We start from the raw sequence: 14516 nt of genomic DNA on the forward strand, positions 1-14516 counted from the left end.
GCCCCGGTCTCACGGCTCACCCCCGATGATCAGTTCCACCGCGGTAGTCGCTTCGCCCGACTGGGTCCGGGTGATCGCTGCGGTGTCGATGCGATAGCCGGCCACCGGGGCGTCGTCGCGGCCAGCGCGCAGGACGACATGAATGCTGCCAATGGCGAGGGCCTGAGTGATGCGGGCGGCCTCCACCGGTGAGACGGCGAGGGTGAGGTCGTCATAGCCGGGGCGCCGGGCACGGTCCTCGCGGGCTGCAGTCCGCGCGCCGGTGGCGAGGATCGGGATGTCCGCGAGCAGGGGCAGGGTGGCGCGCTCGCCGTCCTCGCGATGGGTGAGCATCAGGTCGACCCGGTCACCGGGGCTCAGCAGTCCGGCGATCTCCGCGCCGCCGGACACCGGAATGGTAATGGCCCGATCGCCGGGGGTGATCTGATCGGCCAGTCGGGCGCGGTCCGAGTCGGCGACGTGCACCGGCAGAATCGCCCGACCCGCGCTCAGGTCATGGGTAAGGGTGCGCCCGGCGATGCGCCCCCAGGCGCTGTCAGCGATGGCGCGTTCGTGGACAAAGCGCACCGGCATCTCGCGCACGGCGACATGATCCTGGGTCAGACGGGTGCCCTCGGGCAGATCGTCGCGGGCGACGATTACCGGCCGGGTGGCATGCGTTGAGCGCAGTTCGGCTTCGATCGCCTGAGCGCGTTGCTCGAGATGGCGGTCGCCGGCCCAGACACCGGCACCACCGGCCAGCAGCGCCCCGGTCACCAGCAGGATGCCGCGTTTGAGGGGAGTCATGATCATGGCCTTCTCCCGGGACGGTTCATAACGGAATGGCCAGCGACCAGAGGGCCTGGTCGGTGTGGGTGGCAAACGCCTCGATCAACCGATCAATGCCCGACCAGATGCCCATCAGTCCGGCGATGACCGCCAGATACTCGGCGCTGCTCATGGTGTACCCCCTGGCGTGACCCGCTGCGCCAGTACCAGGGTCTGACCGGAGCGGCGTAGCAGCTCCACCCGGATCGCTTCTCCGTCGCGATGCAGCCGTATGCGCCGGCGCCCGGCAATGCCCGGGCCATCGACATCGGATCCCCGCCAGCCGGCGGCTTCAAGCGTCCGGGTCAATGCCCGGGCGGCTGGCGCGGGCCCCAGGGCGGTGCGGGCGTGCACCGAGGCGCCGGCGGCATTGCGACTCTGGAACTCGATCTCGAACCCTGCGGGCAGGGGCAGATAGGGCCTGGGGGCGGGCGGCTCGGCGGTGTCGAGGGGCATCAGGCTGATCATCACAGCATGCCCGGTACCGTCCGGCCTGACGGCGAGGCGCCGGGAGAATGTGTCGCTGGCCTGCCAGACCGTGTCGTCACGTCCGTCCCCATTGGAATCGGTCGCCTGCAGGACACCCGGATGGGCCTGCCAGTCCTGACGATATCGCGCCATTAGGGCATCGAGCCCGGTCTCGGTGGTATAGGCGAGCGTGCACATCGGGAGTCCGCCGATCATCACGCGGGCATCCCGCAGCACCTCGCTGGCATCGGCGGTCATGCTCAGGCGGTCGAGCTCGCCGGCGCAGGCGTTGCGCGCATCGATCTCGGCCGCAAGCAGCAGACCGGGCAGCATGCCGAGCCAGTGCCAGCGCGGCCGGCGTGACCGCTGACGACGCTCAACGACGCGTTGGCAAGCGGGCCGGCGGGGGAATGAAATCGGTTGCGCTGGCATCACGTCCTTCCTTGAAAACAAAAAATCGGCCGAGGATCTGGGCGGGTCTGGAGAGCGCATCAACCGGTTCACTGGCGACGATCTGCTGCAGGCGCTGCTCAAACTCATCGTCCGTAGCGGCCTGCCAGACCCGGGGGGAGAGCCCGCCCATGGCCGTGAGGGCGATCGGCGGGCGGTCATCGCCCGACTCGAGGACCGGGCGGACCCGCAGGGTGACCCGATCACCGCGCAGGCCGGTGCGCTCAACACCGAGCATGTCCCCCGAGAGTCCGACAAAGGAGGCGATTGACGGGGTTGACGCGCCGTAGGCGAGGCTGCGCACGGCACGGCCTGCCACCGGCAGGCGGGATGGCGTCTGACCGGTCGGCCGCGAGTGGTGCGCGTCATCGTCGATGCGCAATGCCCCCCCGGCATCCCGCCAGAGTGGATTGCGACTCGGCCCCTGGCGCTGCAGTGGCTCGACGGCCATCAGTGGGGCATGGTCATTGCCAAACACCCGATCCTCGATGGCGAGGTCGCTTTCGGCAGCGGGGGTGTCGCCGGCGAGGCTCTGCCAGGCGGTGTAGCGGGCGGCGGCATGGGTGGCGCGGTCCATGTCGCCGAGTCGGCCCAGGTAGTCCATCGCCACAAACGCCGGGATCAGCGCCATCAGGCCGACCAGCGACTCGGTGATCGCACTCCCCGATTGACGGCTCATGGCAGGCCCGGTGCTTCGAGGCGGGTCAACGACGCTTCCCAGAAGGGATTGAAAAGCGTGGCGGGGCGTTGCCGGTCGGGGCAGTGCCGGCCGCAGTCATCCGGGACGCGATAGCGCACCTCGCCGATGCTGATGTGGGCGTTGATCGACTCGCCGTCGGCGTCGCCGGGTAGCGGTGCGGTGACCAGCGCGGGAATCCGGACCAGGCTTTTGTCCCGCGGCGGCTGGCGAAGACGTGTGTAGCGGCTGACGCCGATGTAATTCCCGGCCAGCCGATCGGCATCGGCACGACCGCGGGCGAGGGTGGACCATGACTCCCAGCTCATCTTGCGCCAGTCGAAAAAGCTGACCTGCAGACGATCGCCGGAGCGCCATCCGCCGGCATCGGTACGCGGGGGCTGTTGGGTCACGCCCTGTTTGCGGAACCGCACCACCCGCAGAATGGAGCGGTCCCAGTCGCGGCCGCCGGCACCGAACCGCGGCCGCCCGGACCGGGCAGGGCCCCGAAGCCAGCGGCTCAGGCGGCGGTCGTGGTTGATTGTGGATCGCAGCACGCGTTGGAAATAGCCGTCGTCCCGCCCCGGAGTGACGCCTTCGAGTTTGAGGTAGGCCGATACCTGCCGACTGAGGAGGCGGGCGTCCATGGCCGTGGCGTAGGGACGGGGGATGGCATCGATGGCGCTTCGCTCATTGACCCGGAAATCGTCCCCGTAGCGCTCCACCACACGCTGCATGACCGCATCGACCCGCCCGGGCCGGAGCCCGTTGCGCGCTCCGTACTGCGCAAGCGACAGCAGATCCATGTAACGGTCGGCGCTGACGATGTAGCCGCCAGCCGCGATCGATGCGGTCTTGATCGCGGCGTCGATGAGGCGCTGCGCTTCGCGGGCGGCCACGCCGACATAGGGCAGGAACTGGGCGTAACGGGAGATCTGGCGCGACGCCTCACCGCTATAGCGCAGCCAGCTCATGGTGGCCACCAGATGGCCCACGGCGATGTGACTCGCGATCAGGCTGCGGTTGGTGTAGGCGATCAGGTTGAGGCGCCGGGCCGTCCAGCTCGCACCGCTGTAAGCAGCGGCGTCGGCGGCATTGACCACCGCCGACTCCTGCCCGATGCCGCGGATCGAGCGGTGCGTGAGCACGATCGCGGCGGCCGCGAGGGCGAGGGTGGCCAGAACCACGGGCAGGATCTGGCCACCCTGTCGGTCAGTTCTGCTCATTGAAATTCTGCAGCGTGTCTTCCTGACCCGCCCGGTCGGCCGCGCGCTGTGAGTTGTTGTCGGCCTGGTCGACCTGGTCGCTGCCATCCTGACCGGCCATCTCCCGGGCCATGGCGGCGGCCTGGCTGGAAATGGTGTCGCCGAAGGCCGAGAAAATGCCGATTCCGGCCACCGCGATGAGTGCGGTGATGATGATGTACTCCGACATCCCCTGACCGCGTTGGCGATGAATGCGACGGGTGGACGGGCGGACCGGCGGGTGTGGGCGTTGGATGGGCATGGCGCCTCCTTGACTGGGCGTTGAAAAGGCCGTGTATCGATCAGCCTAGAAACAATCACCGAAGGCGCGAAGTACCGCTGGTCGGGGGGTGCAGGGATCCGGCCGAGCGGCAGCGCTCGGGGCGATCAACGGTGGCGAGCCAGCGGATCCCGGGCGCATCCGCCGCCTCACCGGGCAGCCACCGGATGGCAAGTAGGCCGTGGGGAGTGGGTTGCAAGCCGTAAGCCGGCGGGCGGATGTCATTGACCGAGGCGTTCATCGCCATTAATCCGGTCTGCTCGCAGAGCCATACTAGCGCCCGGTCACGGGCCGCCGGGACAGCGTCGGCGTTGTGGCCAAGGCCGTACGCCCGGGTGAGTCGGGCGATGGCGGCGCGGTGCGAGGCACCCTCATCCGGGGCGATGGGTCCGTCGGCCACATCGGCGACGACATCGTCAGCCGCTGGTGGCGCGGGCAGGGGCAATGTGGCCACCGCCTGCACACCCCCGGGGGCGAGGCGGCGTCGGCGGCCGTCCGGGTGCAACACCATGCTCGGCCCGCCGTGGGCGACGACAAGGATCGGCACACCGCTGCGCGCGGCCTGCAGATGCACGCTGCGCCGATGCAGTCCCCCGAGGCTCGCCAATCCCGCTGTCGGCAGGTGGGCCGGGTTGACGATCAGGCGCGGCCCTCGGGCGACGGCCCGGTCCACGGCGCGGGGGTGGCTGGCATCCGAGCAGATCAGCACTTCGAGGGCTTGCAGGTCGTTCCGGTCCGGCTGGTCGGTTGTGCTAAGGGCCGCTTCGGCGAACGGCAGGGGAAAGGCCTTGGTCCATCGCCCGGTGGGGGCGTTGCGCACCTTGACGCCCGGGGTGATCGACACTTCGCTGCGAAGCTTTCCAGGTTCGAGGTAGCGATACCCATGCCGCAGGTGGATCATGCCGCCGGGTGGCCGCTGCCAGGGCGGCGGCAGCAGGACCGGGGACGCCGCTTCCGGCCAGACGACCCATCGTGCCTCGATCCGGGCAAGCGCGGCGTGGGCGAGGGCGGTTGATGTGCCCGGGTCGTCGTCAAGCGTCTGGACAATGGCGATGCGCGGCGCGTCGGACCGTGCGTGGGGCGGCGGATCCACCGGGATCAGGATCATGGGCGCGAGGCCCAGCGCGATCAAGGTTGGCATCAGCCAGGCCCGTGGCCGCGAGCGCATTCCGCCGGTCATGAGGGCGATGGCCAGCCCGGTCTGCCACAGCCCCAGGGCCGCATCCGCAGTGATCACACCGCCCGCGTCCACAAGGCGGAACGGTACCACCGATGGCGGCAGGAAAAGGCTCAGCGAGATCGGGATCCCCACCGACCGCAGCCCCGCAAGCAGGCCGATCAGCCCCACCATCGCACCCACCAGGCGCCAGGAATGGGTGACGCCGTGGCGATCCGCCGCCGCCAGGGCCACGACGATGAACGCCGCGAGAACCGTGAGCATCACTCCGATCGCGAGGGCCGGCTCCTGGCCCGCGACGGGGCCCAGGGCCACCCCCATTGGCAGTCCCAGTGCGATCAGGGTGTTGCGCACCCGCGCCCGTCGCGACTGACGCATGCCCATCAGCCACGGAACCAGCCACACCAGTCCTGCGGGCGCGAAACCCACCGGTGGCAGTGCCGCCACGGCGAGCAGGCCGGCGAGTAGCCCCGTCATTGCGGCGTTACTCGGGTGCGGGCGGGGCCTCGCCGAGGGCGTCGATCGCCCGGCGCAGGTCCACGAGCGCCGGCCGGCCGGCACTGACCGGGGCCAGTCGTTCGTGCTGCCCGAGCCGCCGGCGGGCCTGCTGGAGATGGACGACCGCGAGGTTGTAAGTGGCGAGGACATGACCCGGGTCGCGGGCGAGCGCGTCCTCGAAGTGCTCGATGGCGTTATGGGCATCACCGGCGCCGTAGGCAATCAGTCCGAGTTGGAAGTGCGGTGACACGAGCTCGGGGGAGCGCTCGATCACCGCTTCATAGCCCTGCCGGGCGCGTTCGGGATCGCCGTGCTCCAGGGCGGCATCGGCGCGGGCAAGGCGCTCGATCACCGATGGTGCATTGTTGCTGGGCAGGGCCACACAGCCCTGGAGCAGTGCGGCGACCGCCAACAGGCGGACTGAGGTCCGGATGCGGCTCATGGGTAATCCCTGTTGCAGTAAAAGCGCCGGCCCGTGAGCGGGGGCGGCAGTGTGTCGGCGGCCATTTCGAGGGTGGCCCGGGTGCCCCGCGGCGCCGTGATCCAGCGGCCCGGCGGCACCCGCGATGTCACCCGCAGCACCCTGAGCTCGCGGTCAAGCTGGGCAATATCGATCGCAAAGCGCATGCCAAGGGTGTGCACCCCGCCCCGCGCGATCAGCAGCAGGCCGCAGTCGCTGGCGGGCGCGTCGCTCCGGCCGAGCAGTCCGACGAGACGGGGCACGAAGCGGTCGGCCACCTCGACCCGGATGCGCCACGGCCCGCCGGGCGGGGGCATGAAAAGGCAGGTGGGCACGGCGTCGCGATGCTTCATAGCAGCCCGCCTTCCATGAACTGAAGGACAATCGGGAAGCCGATGATTAAAAACGTGACCGGAAACAGGAGCCCCACCAACGGGGCGAGCATTTTCACCGGCGCCTCGTTGGCCTTTTTCTCGGCGGCCGCGAAGCGTTCACGCCGGCGTTGGGCGGCCTGGTCACTGAGCGTCTGGCTGATCGCCGCGCCGGTCTCCTCGGCCTGGGCGATGGCCGCCACGAAGCCGTGCACGGCACTCAGGTCCACCCGCCGGGCCATGCGCTCGAGCGCCTCGAGGCGTGCCACTCCCGTGCGTGTATCGCGGTCGATGCGCTGCATCTCCGCGCGCAGCGGACCCGGTTCGAGATGCCGGGTGCACTGCGGCAGTGCCGCACTGAAACTCAGCCCGGCGCGGACCGAAAGCCCGAGCAGCTCGAGCAGTGCCGGGAACTGGCGGGCGATCAGGCGCTGTCGCCGCTGGCCCTGATCGCGCAGCCAGATCGCCGGATAGGCATAGCCCAGCACCAACCCCGCCAGTACCGAGCCGGCCCCTCCGGCGTCCAGCGACTCGAGTGCCGGCTGCAGGACCAGCGCGGCCACCATGGTGAGCAGGGCCGTGAGCCCCCGCAGCACCATCCACTCGCCGGGCAGCACCGCATAGCCCATGCCGGCCCGGTCGAGTCGCGCGGCCAGGCTCCGGGGCGGGAACCAGCGCGTGGGATCGACCTCGGCGTTAATGAGCCGCGCCAGCGGCAGCAGCAGTCGGAACAGCCGCGGCGAGGGATCCCGCCAGCGATCCACCGCCGGGCCGCGGCGTACCCGCGCAAGCTCGGCGATGCCGGCCACGCCGCCGGCCGCCGCGAGCCCCAGCAGGCCCGCCGTCCATTGCGCGCCCGCTTCAGATATCAATGGCGACCACCCGGCGGATCGAGACCATCGCCAGCGCCATGGCGACGGCCACGATAACAATGACCGCCCAGCCGAGGGGCTCGGTGAAAAGCCGCGCCATCATTGCCGGTTGCTGGAGGTAGAGCATGCCGCCGATGCCGAACGGCAGCACCATCATCACCCGGCCCTGCATCCGCCCCATGGCCGTCAGTGCGGTGATGCGTTCTTCGACCTGGGCGCGCTCACGCAGTGTGATGGAAAGCGTGTCGAGGGTATGGGCGAGATCGCCGCCCACGCGATGCGAGATCATGATGGCGTTTCGAAACAGCGCGGTCTCCTCGGCGGGCACGCGCTCGGCGAACCCACCGAGCACCGTCTCGAGCTCTTCACCCAGGCGCTGGCGGCTCAGCATCAGGCCGAACTCCTGGCTGAGCGGAGCGGGCTGGCGGCGCGATACCAGGGCCATGGCCCGACCGATGTTCGTCCCGGCGCGCAGTGAGCTGGCAAGGGTCTGCAGGGCATCGGGCAGCTGGCGGATGATTGCCCGGCGGCGGCGCTCGCGGATGCGGTACACGCCGATGCGCGGCAGGGCCAGTCCGGTCAGCCCGGCGGCGACCGCCACCGGCCAGGGCAGGAGAATGGCAGTGAGGGCGGCGAGCACCAGCCCCAGCCCAACGGCGATCTGCAGGAGACGGCGGGCGGGCAGATCGATGAACTGCGCACGCAGATCATCCTGCGCGGTCGCCTGAATATGCGAGCGATAGCGCTGAATGGCGGGTACCAGGCCACTCACCAGCGCCATCAGGGCAAGGCCGGCGGCCAGACAGGCGGCGATCAGGGCGAGCAGTGCGAAAGACATCATGGCCCCGACACTGCCGGGGCCCCGGGGCGGGTTCAACGACCGTTGGTCGATTCCTGGGCAAAATACTGATCGACGAACGCCTCGAACGGGGGCTCGTCGCGGGCCTCCATGTCGGCCTGCTCGGCGCGTGAGCGGATCGCCTCGTCGGCGAGGCGCGCGCGCACCGATTCGTCCAGTGGCCACTGGCGGATGGTCTCGACATGCTCGGCCGAGGTGCGCAGGGCGAATTCGACGAATTCCTCGTTGTGCGCGTGCATGGCGGCGAGCACCTGCGCGGAGGGAGTCCGCCCGGCGTCGGCCACCGACGCCCGATAATCGGCGAGGATGCGACTGTAGCGGCCGTCCTGGTGCACCTCGTCGAGGAGTTCCGCCGGGCCGGTCATCGCGCCGAGTAACTCATCCGCCCAGTCCCGCAGGCCGACCCGCTCGCCATCGCCGCGATGCAGGGTCAGGTTCGGGTCCCGCCCGTGGCGGGCGACAAGGCCCTGATTGGCGTTGATGTGGTGCTGCTCGAGGGCGTTGATCGGTGGACTGTCCTCCAGCAGGCAGAACACCAGCAGGGTCTCGAGAAAGCCGATCTGATCGGCGTCGATGCCGATCGGGTTGAACGGGTTGAGATCCAGCGCACGGATCTCGACATACTCGACCCCGGCGCGGTTGAGCGCGCAGGTCGGCGGCTCGCCGGACTGGGCGACCGCCTTGGGACGGACGAAGCTGTAGTACTCGTTCTCGATCTGCAGCACGTTGGTGTTGAGCTGGCGCCAGACGCCATCAACGAGCGTGCCGATGCGTGCGTATTCCGGATCGGGGGTGCTGATCGCCGCCCGCAGGCTGGCCACGTAGGCATCGAGGTTGTTGTAGTCGATCTCGAGGGCGGCCTGGGCGTTGTTCTTATAGCCGATATCGCTCATGCGCAGGGACGTCGCGTACGGGGTGTAGAAGGTGTTCGCCGAGAACGATTCGAAGTCCAGGTTGCGACCGCCGGTGAACGACTTGCAGATCGCCGGTGAGGCGCCCATCAGGTACGGCACCAGCCAGCCATAGCGCTGGAAGTTGCGGATCAGCCGAAAGTAGAAGTCCGAGCGGAAGGTGGCGAAGTCGCGCCGGTCGTCCTCGCGCGCCTGGACCGAGCGCAGGAACGCCTCGCTGAACGAGTAATTGAAATGGATGCCGGCGATCGCCTGCATGGTGCGCCCGTAACGCCAGTCCAGGCCGTGGCGGTAGACATGCTTCATGCGACCGATGTTCGAGTCGCCGTAATCGGCGATGGGAATGCTTTTATCGCCACCGACGATGCAGGGCATGGAGGTGGCCCAGAGCAACTCGTCGCCGGTCTGATCGACGGTGTAGCGATGCAGATCGGCGAGATGCTGCAGCGCCGCCTCGCCATGGGTGTAGGCGGGGGTGACCAGCTCGAGCAGCGCCTCGGAGTAATCGGTGGTGATCTCCGGATGACACAGCGGTGAGCCGAGCCCCTCGGGATGCGGCGTCTGCGCGATGTGGCCGGCGGGCGTCACCCGCAGGCTTTCCTTTTCCAGGCCATGGCGGCTGCCGGCGAGCAGACCGCGCTCGCCATGGGCCTGCAATCGTTTCACGCGACGCTCGGCGCTACGGTTCATGGTGTTGGACTACTCGATTCCGAAAGCCGCGATTGTGCCGATGTCGAGCGTCATTTGGAATGGCATGTTGCGGTGCGTATCGCCATAGGGCGCGGGCGGCGGGTACCGTGCAGCCATTCACTGTGCGATATCCGGAGGATCACGGCATGACGAGAACGGCACTGGTAACCGGAGGGACCCGGGGCATTGGGGCCGCCATTGCGCGGGCGCTGCGAGACTCGGGCCATCAGGTCATCGCGACCTATCAGGGCAATGACGAGGCCGCGGCGGCGTTCACACGCGATACCGACATCCCGGCGCGCAAGTGGGACGTCTCCGACTTCGCCGCCTGTCAGCAGGGCGTGGCCGACGTGGTTGAGACCTATGGTTCCGTCGATGTGCTCGTCAACAATGCCGGCATCACGCGGGACGCCACCCTGCACAAAATGGAGGAGGCGGACTGGAACGCGGTCATCACCACCAACCTGAACTCGGCGTTCAACATGACCCGGGCGGTCATCAATGGGATGCGCGAAGCCGGCTTCGGGCGGATCATCTCGATTGCGTCGATCAACGGCCAGAAGGGCCAGATGGGGCAGGCCAACTATGCCGCGGCCAAGGCCGGACTGATCGGCTTCACCAAATCGGTGGCCCAGGAGAATGCCCGTCGGGGCGTGACGGCCAATGTCGTCTCGCCGGGCTATATCAGCACGGAGATGGTGGCGGCGGTGCCGGAGAACGTCCTTGAGAAGATCGTCGGCCAGATCCCGGTCAACCGCCTCGGCGAGGCCGAGGAAGTCGGCCAGGCGGTGGCCTACCTGGCGAGCGACGGGGCGGGGTTCGTCACCGGCTCGACGCTGAGCATCAACGGCGGCCAGTGGATGGCCTGATCGCCTCAGTGTGAGGCGTTGAAAAGGCTCGGCCCCTGTTCGTCGATCAGGCGCCGTGCCTTCTCCAGCGTCACTTCGGCGGCCATCTCCTGGCTGCCATGGACATCCGCGCGCACGAACGTGGTCGTCAGCGTGGTGCCGTCCCGATCCACTGAAATCTGTCCGCTGACCCGCCAGCCGCCGGGATCCTCACGCGGCGTCGCGGTGATCGTGTAGCCCTGATAGGTGGTCTCGGCGACCACCCTGGGGGGATTGTCGCCGCCGTTGCGACCCATCATGCTGCGCATAAATCGTATGATCATGACCCGACAATGCCCATCACAACGGTGGCGATCAAGGGAGCGACGCGCGGATGACGACCATGGCGGATCGACTGACGTTTCTGAAGGGATTTCTCCAGCGACCCCGTGAAGTGGGATCGGTGGTGCCCAGCTCGCGCTTTCTCGAACAGCGCCTGCTTCGCGTGATTGACGCCGCCCATGCCCGGACGCTGGTGGAACTGGGGCCCGGTACCGGCGGGACCACCCGCGCCGTGCTGAAAGCCCTGCCGGCGGATGCCCGGCTGCTCGCCATCGACACCAACCCCGCGTTCGTCCGCGAACTGGCGGGGATCCGTGACCCGCGCCTGCATGTGGCTGAGGGCAGTGCCGCTGACCTGGCCACGCTGATCCGCCAGCACGGGCTGACGGCGCCGGATATCGTGTTCTCGGGCATTCCCTTCTCGACCCTGCCGGAGGCCGTGGCGGACGGCATACTCGAGTCGGTCTGGGCCGCCCTCGCACCGGGCGGGCGGTTCACCGCCTATCAGTTCCGCGATGCCGTGTGTCGGCAGGGTCGCCGGGTGATGGGCGAGCCGCTGGTGGAGTGCGAATGGGTGAATCTGCCGCCCATGCATTTCTATTCGTGGGACAAGCCAGAGCGCGCCGGCAGGCGTCGCGCCAGTGGCAGCGCCACCGCGCCGTAGATCAGGATCGGCACCACCGAATAGCGCGCCGCCCCCAACCAGTCGCCGACCAGACCGCCCAGCAGCGGGACAAAGAAGTTGGTGATGGCGCCGACGGCGAACATGCCGGCGGCCAGCGCGGCTGTGGCATTGCCGCGGGTATAGAGCGGCGGCAGGGCGACCAGCAGGATCAGCAGCAGGCCGACCGACAGACCCGTCGGGATGAGCGCGGTCAGCGCCGGCCAGCCCGCCAGGAACAGGAAGCCGCTGAGTCCCAGCAGACTGACGAGCATCAGTACCTGCAGTGGCCTCGGGTGGCCGATCCAGCGCCGGCCCACGGTGAACATGATCAGCGAGGCCGCGATCTGCGTGGTGTTGAACAGCGTCAGCGCGAGGGGCAGCAGTTCGGCCTCGCCGCGGCCCTCGAGCACGGTGCCCATGTAGGCATTGACGCCAAAGAACACCGATCCACTCGCCCCCAGCAGGATCCCCAGCTTCCAGACCAGCGGCCGGCGCCAGTCCGGCAGCCAATGCCCGGTGTCGTTTTCAAAGGCCCGCGAGGGACGGCTCAGCAGCCGGATGCTGAGCGCCGGGATCAGCGCGGGCAGCGACCAGAACAGCAGCGTCAGGCGCCAGTCGCCGCCGGCCAGGGGGAGCATGACCGGCAGCGTCAGGGTGGAGCCGATGACCTCGCCGATCAGCATGCCGTTCATGTAAATGGCGGTGCCCATGGCAATCCGCGATGGCCACCATTCGGTGAGCAGCGTCGGCAGCGCCGGCTGGATGCCGGCAATGGCGATGCCCATCACGGCGGTGGCGATGAAAAGCGTTGGCACGCCACCCAGCCCCCGCGCGGATGAGCTCAGGACCACCAGAAGCAGGGCGGTGATGAGGGTGCGGCGCGCCCCGATGCGGCTGATCAGCCACGAGGCGCCAAGCCCCGCCACCGCGAGCATCAGGATCGGCAGGGTGGTGAGCGCGCCGGTGGCCGCCTGTCCCAGATTCAGATCATCGGCGATGCGGGGCGCGAGGGGCGGGGCGACGAGCACGGTCAGGCGCAGATACAGGCCGGTCAACCAGAGCAACAGCATGACGATGGGCGTTGATGGTGTTTTCGACGCGTCGGTGTCCATGCATTCCCCGGGCATTAAACGCTAGACTCTAGCACCGAAAGGAGGTCTTTCATGCGGTGGTTGAGTGATTCCAATGGTATCCAGTGGAGTGTCGACGTGCTGTTCGGTTCCTACGGGACCTATTACCTCATGTTCAGCCCCGGGCCGGGCGAGCACTCCGGGCAGCCGCGCAAGCTGGCCATTGCCGCGGACTCGCAGCGCGAGGCGGCGGCCGCGCTGGACGCCATGGATGAGGCGGCGCTCGTCGCCGCGCTCGCCGATTCCACCGACTTCAACGAAACCTCGCCGCTGGGGTTCTAGCGCGATGGACGGGGGTTATCCCGGCGGCGTCATCGACCTGCGCCTGCATCGCCCGCAGACCCGGCTCATGCTGGTCGAGCAGACCCTCGCCGCGCTGCAGCCGGGCGAGGACATCCTGCTGGTGTTCCGCGAGCGCCCCGCGCATCTGCCCGACTATATCCGCGCCCAGTATCCGGATCGCTTCGAGGTGACCGCCGTCGACACGGGCCCGGAAGTCTGGAGCCTGCGCGTCCACCCCCTCGACACGGACGCCTGAGATGCGAGAGCTCGAACACAGCCATCGGCCCGAGGACATCCGCCATCGCCTGGAGTCGGGCCGGCGCACCAGCTACCTGCGAGACGCCATTCTGGGGGGCATCGATGGCTGCGTCACCACCTTCGCCGTGGTGGCCAGCGTCGCCGGCGCCGGGCTGCCCGGCCTGATCGCGTTCAGCCTGGGGCTGTCGAGCCTGATCGCCGATGGCTTCAGCATGGGGGTGAGCAACTATCAGGGCGTGAAAAGCGATCGCGATGCCGTCGAGCAGGCCCGGGCCACGGAAAACAGCCACATCCGCGAGGTGCCGGATGGCGAGCGCGAGGAGATCCGCCAGATCTTCGCCCGCAAGGGCTTCGAGGGCGAGGTGCTCGAGGAGATCGTCGAGACCATTTCCGCCGACGAATCACTCTGGGTGGAGACCATGCTGCGCGAGGAGCACGGGCTCGACCTCGAGGGGGCGGAGCCGCTCCGCGCCGCGCTGTGGACGTTCGGCGCCTTCGTCATCGTGGGCGCCATTCCACTGCTGCCATTCATGCTGCCGCTGGTGGGCGTTGACGTCGCGTTCGCCGTGAGCAGCGTCCTGACGGCGATCACCTTTTTCGGCATCGGCTTTGTCAAAGGCGTTATTCTGGGCGACGGCCATTGGCGTGCCGGCATCGAAACGCTTTTCATGGGCGGTGGCGCGGCCGTGATCGCCTATCTCGTCGGCGGCATTTTCGAGCCGATGATGACTGAGATGGGATTGGCCATATCGGGTTAAATCGACAAGGAGAGAGCATCATGCCCCGTCAACCCAAGATCCTGATCGTTCCGGTGGATGGCTCGGAAGGCGCCAGTGCGGCGGCCGAGTACGCGCTTGGTCTGGCACAGGCACTGGATGTGCCGGTCCGCCTGCTGTACGCCTTTCCCCGTGATCCGGTCGACATGTTCGGCATTCCCACCGAGGCGCCCGGCCCGGAGGAGCTGGAATACTTCTCGCCCGAAGCCTTCGAGCGCCTGCGCGATCAGAGCGCCGAGAAGGCGTTCGCCGCCACCCGCGAGGTGCTGGGGGAGACGGCTGTCGAGATCCAGGAGCAGATCGTCTCGGGCCATCCCGCCGAGGCCATCGTCGCCCATGCCGCCGCTGAGGATCAGCCTCAGGTGGTCATCGGCAGCCGTGGCCTGAGTGGCTTCAAGGAGTTTCTCCTTGGCAGCGTCAGTCAGCGGGTGCTGCATCAGGCCGACTGCCCGGTCACCGTGGTGCGCTGACCCG

General features: G+C 68.4%; 20 protein-coding genes. 6 read left to right on the forward strand and 14 right to left on the reverse strand.

The window, feature by feature from the left end:
• Positions 1-9: 9 nt before the first annotated feature.
• Genes cpaB through gshA form a run of 12 tightly spaced genes read right to left on the reverse strand, consistent with a single transcriptional unit; the run spans position 10 to position 9763 of the window.
• Entirely contained in the window at positions 10-792 is a 783-nt protein-coding gene (gene cpaB, locus BBH56_RS03330; RefSeq protein ID WP_148121924.1) for a Flp pilus assembly protein CpaB, read from the reverse strand.
• A gap of 19 nt (positions 793-811) precedes the next feature.
• Positions 812-940, reverse strand: a complete 129-nt coding sequence (locus tag BBH56_RS09680; RefSeq protein WP_255425104.1) for a hypothetical protein — start codon at positions 938-940, stop codon at positions 812-814.
• Positions 937-1707: a hypothetical protein gene (locus tag BBH56_RS03335; RefSeq protein WP_157809066.1), complete on the reverse strand. Its 771-nt coding sequence runs from the start codon at positions 1705-1707 to the stop codon at positions 937-939. Before BBH56_RS03335 ends, BBH56_RS09680 begins: the two co-directional genes overlap by 4 nt.
• Positions 1652-2404 (reverse strand): hypothetical protein, encoded by a 753-nt coding sequence (locus BBH56_RS03340; protein ID WP_157809067.1) that lies wholly within the window; start codon positions 2402-2404, stop codon positions 1652-1654. The genes BBH56_RS03335 and BBH56_RS03340 overlap by 56 nt, the downstream gene beginning before the upstream one ends.
• Entirely contained in the window at positions 2401-3627 is a 1227-nt protein-coding gene (locus BBH56_RS03345; protein ID WP_148121927.1) for a hypothetical protein, read from the reverse strand. Before BBH56_RS03345 ends, BBH56_RS03340 begins: the two co-directional genes overlap by 4 nt.
• Entirely contained in the window at positions 3614-3907 is a 294-nt protein-coding gene (locus BBH56_RS03350; protein ID WP_148121928.1) for a Flp family type IVb pilin, read from the reverse strand. The genes BBH56_RS03345 and BBH56_RS03350 overlap by 14 nt, the downstream gene beginning before the upstream one ends.
• Before the next feature lie 55 nt (positions 3908-3962).
• Positions 3963-5579, reverse strand: coding sequence for a hypothetical protein (locus BBH56_RS03355; protein ID WP_148121929.1), 1617 nt, complete (start codon positions 5577-5579; stop codon positions 3963-3965).
• Positions 5580-5586: 7 nt separating this feature from the next.
• Positions 5587-6042, reverse strand: coding sequence for a tetratricopeptide repeat protein (locus tag BBH56_RS03360; protein WP_148121930.1), 456 nt, complete (start codon positions 6040-6042; stop codon positions 5587-5589).
• On the reverse strand, positions 6039-6413 hold the full coding sequence (locus BBH56_RS03365) for a DUF192 domain-containing protein (RefSeq protein WP_198515249.1): 375 nt from the start codon (positions 6411-6413) through the stop codon (positions 6039-6041). The genes BBH56_RS03360 and BBH56_RS03365 overlap by 4 nt, the downstream gene beginning before the upstream one ends.
• On the reverse strand, positions 6410-7303 hold the full coding sequence (locus tag BBH56_RS03370; RefSeq protein ID WP_148121931.1) for a type II secretion system F family protein: 894 nt from the start codon (positions 7301-7303) through the stop codon (positions 6410-6412). Before BBH56_RS03370 ends, BBH56_RS03365 begins: the two co-directional genes overlap by 4 nt.
• Positions 7293-8144: a type II secretion system F family protein gene (locus BBH56_RS03375; protein WP_148121932.1), complete on the reverse strand. Its 852-nt coding sequence runs from the start codon at positions 8142-8144 to the stop codon at positions 7293-7295. The genes BBH56_RS03370 and BBH56_RS03375 overlap by 11 nt, the downstream gene beginning before the upstream one ends.
• A 32-nt stretch (positions 8145-8176) precedes the next feature.
• On the reverse strand, positions 8177-9763 hold the full coding sequence (gshA, locus tag BBH56_RS03380; protein ID WP_148121933.1) for a glutamate--cysteine ligase: 1587 nt from the start codon (positions 9761-9763) through the stop codon (positions 8177-8179).
• Between the two features lie 146 nt (positions 9764-9909).
• On the opposite strand from gshA, the gene phbB reads away from it, so the two are divergent.
• Positions 9910-10632 carry an acetoacetyl-CoA reductase gene (gene phbB, locus BBH56_RS03385; RefSeq protein ID WP_144347497.1) on the forward strand — a complete coding sequence of 241 codons (723 nt, stop codon included), beginning with the start codon at positions 9910-9912 and terminating at the stop codon, positions 10630-10632.
• A 5-nt stretch (positions 10633-10637) separates the two neighbouring features.
• On the opposite strand, the gene BBH56_RS03390 is transcribed toward phbB, so the two are convergent.
• Positions 10638-10934 carry an HlyU family transcriptional regulator gene (locus BBH56_RS03390; RefSeq protein ID WP_148121934.1) on the reverse strand — a complete coding sequence of 99 codons (297 nt, stop codon included), beginning with the start codon at positions 10932-10934 and terminating at the stop codon, positions 10638-10640.
• A gap of 59 nt (positions 10935-10993) precedes the next feature.
• Here BBH56_RS03390 and BBH56_RS03395 point away from each other — a divergent pair, with 59 nt between their 5' ends.
• Positions 10994-11596: a class I SAM-dependent methyltransferase gene (locus BBH56_RS03395; protein ID WP_235012800.1), complete on the forward strand. Its 603-nt coding sequence runs from the start codon at positions 10994-10996 to the stop codon at positions 11594-11596.
• Here the strand turns inward: BBH56_RS03395 and BBH56_RS03400 are convergent.
• Positions 11530-12708: an MFS transporter gene (locus BBH56_RS03400; protein WP_198515250.1), complete on the reverse strand. Its 1179-nt coding sequence runs from the start codon at positions 12706-12708 to the stop codon at positions 11530-11532. The two genes, BBH56_RS03395 and BBH56_RS03400, sit on opposite strands and share 67 nt — an antisense overlap.
• A 51-nt stretch (positions 12709-12759) precedes the next feature.
• On the opposite strand from BBH56_RS03400, the gene BBH56_RS09560 reads away from it, so the two are divergent.
• Genes BBH56_RS09560 through BBH56_RS03415 form a run of 4 tightly spaced genes read left to right on the forward strand, consistent with a single transcriptional unit; the run spans position 12760 to position 14512 of the window.
• Complete coding sequence (locus BBH56_RS09560) at positions 12760-13008, forward strand: hypothetical protein (protein ID WP_157809068.1); 249 nt, start codon at positions 12760-12762, stop codon at positions 13006-13008.
• A gap of 4 nt (positions 13009-13012) precedes the next feature.
• Positions 13013-13264, forward strand: coding sequence for a DUF2249 domain-containing protein (locus tag BBH56_RS09565; protein WP_157809069.1), 252 nt, complete (start codon positions 13013-13015; stop codon positions 13262-13264).
• Between the two features lies 1 nt (position 13265).
• Complete coding sequence (locus tag BBH56_RS03410; protein ID WP_148121936.1) at positions 13266-14024, forward strand: VIT1/CCC1 transporter family protein; 759 nt, start codon at positions 13266-13268, stop codon at positions 14022-14024.
• Positions 14025-14044: 20 nt separating this feature from the next.
• Complete coding sequence (locus BBH56_RS03415) at positions 14045-14512, forward strand: universal stress protein (RefSeq protein WP_148121937.1); 468 nt, start codon at positions 14045-14047, stop codon at positions 14510-14512.
• Positions 14513-14516 lie beyond the last annotated feature (4 nt).

The sequence above is a fragment of the Spiribacter roseus genome (assembly GCF_002813635.1).
Taxonomy (GTDB): Bacteria; Pseudomonadota; Gammaproteobacteria; order Nitrococcales; family Nitrococcaceae; genus Spiribacter; species Spiribacter roseus.

What these genes read in the sequence shown, in the direction of transcription:
- cpaB (WP_148121924.1), bottom strand. Translation starts at nt 792, where the DNA reads ATGATCATGACTCCCCTCAAACGCGGCATCCTGCTGGTGACCGGGGCG.
- BBH56_RS09680 (WP_255425104.1), bottom strand. Translation starts at nt 940, where the DNA reads ATGAGCAGCGCCGAGTATCTGGCGGTCATCGCCGGACTGATGGGCATC.
- BBH56_RS03335 (WP_157809066.1), bottom strand. Translation starts at nt 1,707, where the DNA reads ATGCCAGCGCAACCGATTTCATTCCCCCGCCGGCCCGCTTGCCAACGC.
- BBH56_RS03340 (WP_157809067.1), bottom strand. Translation starts at nt 2,404, where the DNA reads ATGAGCCGTCAATCGGGGAGTGCGATCACCGAGTCGCTGGTCGGCCTG.
- BBH56_RS03345 (WP_148121927.1), bottom strand. Translation starts at nt 3,627, where the DNA reads ATGAGCAGAACTGACCGACAGGGTGGCCAGATCCTGCCCGTGGTTCTG.
- BBH56_RS03350 (WP_148121928.1), bottom strand. Translation starts at nt 3,907, where the DNA reads ATGCCCATCCAACGCCCACACCCGCCGGTCCGCCCGTCCACCCGTCGC.
- BBH56_RS03355 (WP_148121929.1), bottom strand. Translation starts at nt 5,579, where the DNA reads ATGACGGGGCTACTCGCCGGCCTGCTCGCCGTGGCGGCACTGCCACCG.
- BBH56_RS03360 (WP_148121930.1), bottom strand. Translation starts at nt 6,042, where the DNA reads ATGAGCCGCATCCGGACCTCAGTCCGCCTGTTGGCGGTCGCCGCACTG.
- BBH56_RS03365 (WP_198515249.1), bottom strand. Translation starts at nt 6,413, where the DNA reads ATGAAGCATCGCGACGCCGTGCCCACCTGCCTTTTCATGCCCCCGCCC.
- BBH56_RS03375 (WP_148121932.1), bottom strand. Translation starts at nt 8,144, where the DNA reads ATGATGTCTTTCGCACTGCTCGCCCTGATCGCCGCCTGTCTGGCCGCC.
- gshA (WP_148121933.1), bottom strand. Translation starts at nt 9,763, where the DNA reads ATGAACCGTAGCGCCGAGCGTCGCGTGAAACGATTGCAGGCCCATGGC.
- phbB (WP_144347497.1), top strand. Translation starts at nt 9,910, where the DNA reads ATGACGAGAACGGCACTGGTAACCGGAGGGACCCGGGGCATTGGGGCC.
- BBH56_RS03390 (WP_148121934.1), bottom strand. Translation starts at nt 10,934, where the DNA reads ATGATCATACGATTTATGCGCAGCATGATGGGTCGCAACGGCGGCGAC.
- BBH56_RS03395 (WP_235012800.1), top strand. Translation starts at nt 10,994, where the DNA reads ATGGCGGATCGACTGACGTTTCTGAAGGGATTTCTCCAGCGACCCCGT.
- BBH56_RS03400 (WP_198515250.1), bottom strand. Translation starts at nt 12,708, where the DNA reads ATGGACACCGACGCGTCGAAAACACCATCAACGCCCATCGTCATGCTG.
- BBH56_RS09560 (WP_157809068.1), top strand. Translation starts at nt 12,760, where the DNA reads ATGCGGTGGTTGAGTGATTCCAATGGTATCCAGTGGAGTGTCGACGTG.
- BBH56_RS09565 (WP_157809069.1), top strand. Translation starts at nt 13,013, where the DNA reads ATGGACGGGGGTTATCCCGGCGGCGTCATCGACCTGCGCCTGCATCGC.
- BBH56_RS03410 (WP_148121936.1), top strand. Translation starts at nt 13,266, where the DNA reads ATGCGAGAGCTCGAACACAGCCATCGGCCCGAGGACATCCGCCATCGC.
- BBH56_RS03415 (WP_148121937.1), top strand. Translation starts at nt 14,045, where the DNA reads ATGCCCCGTCAACCCAAGATCCTGATCGTTCCGGTGGATGGCTCGGAA.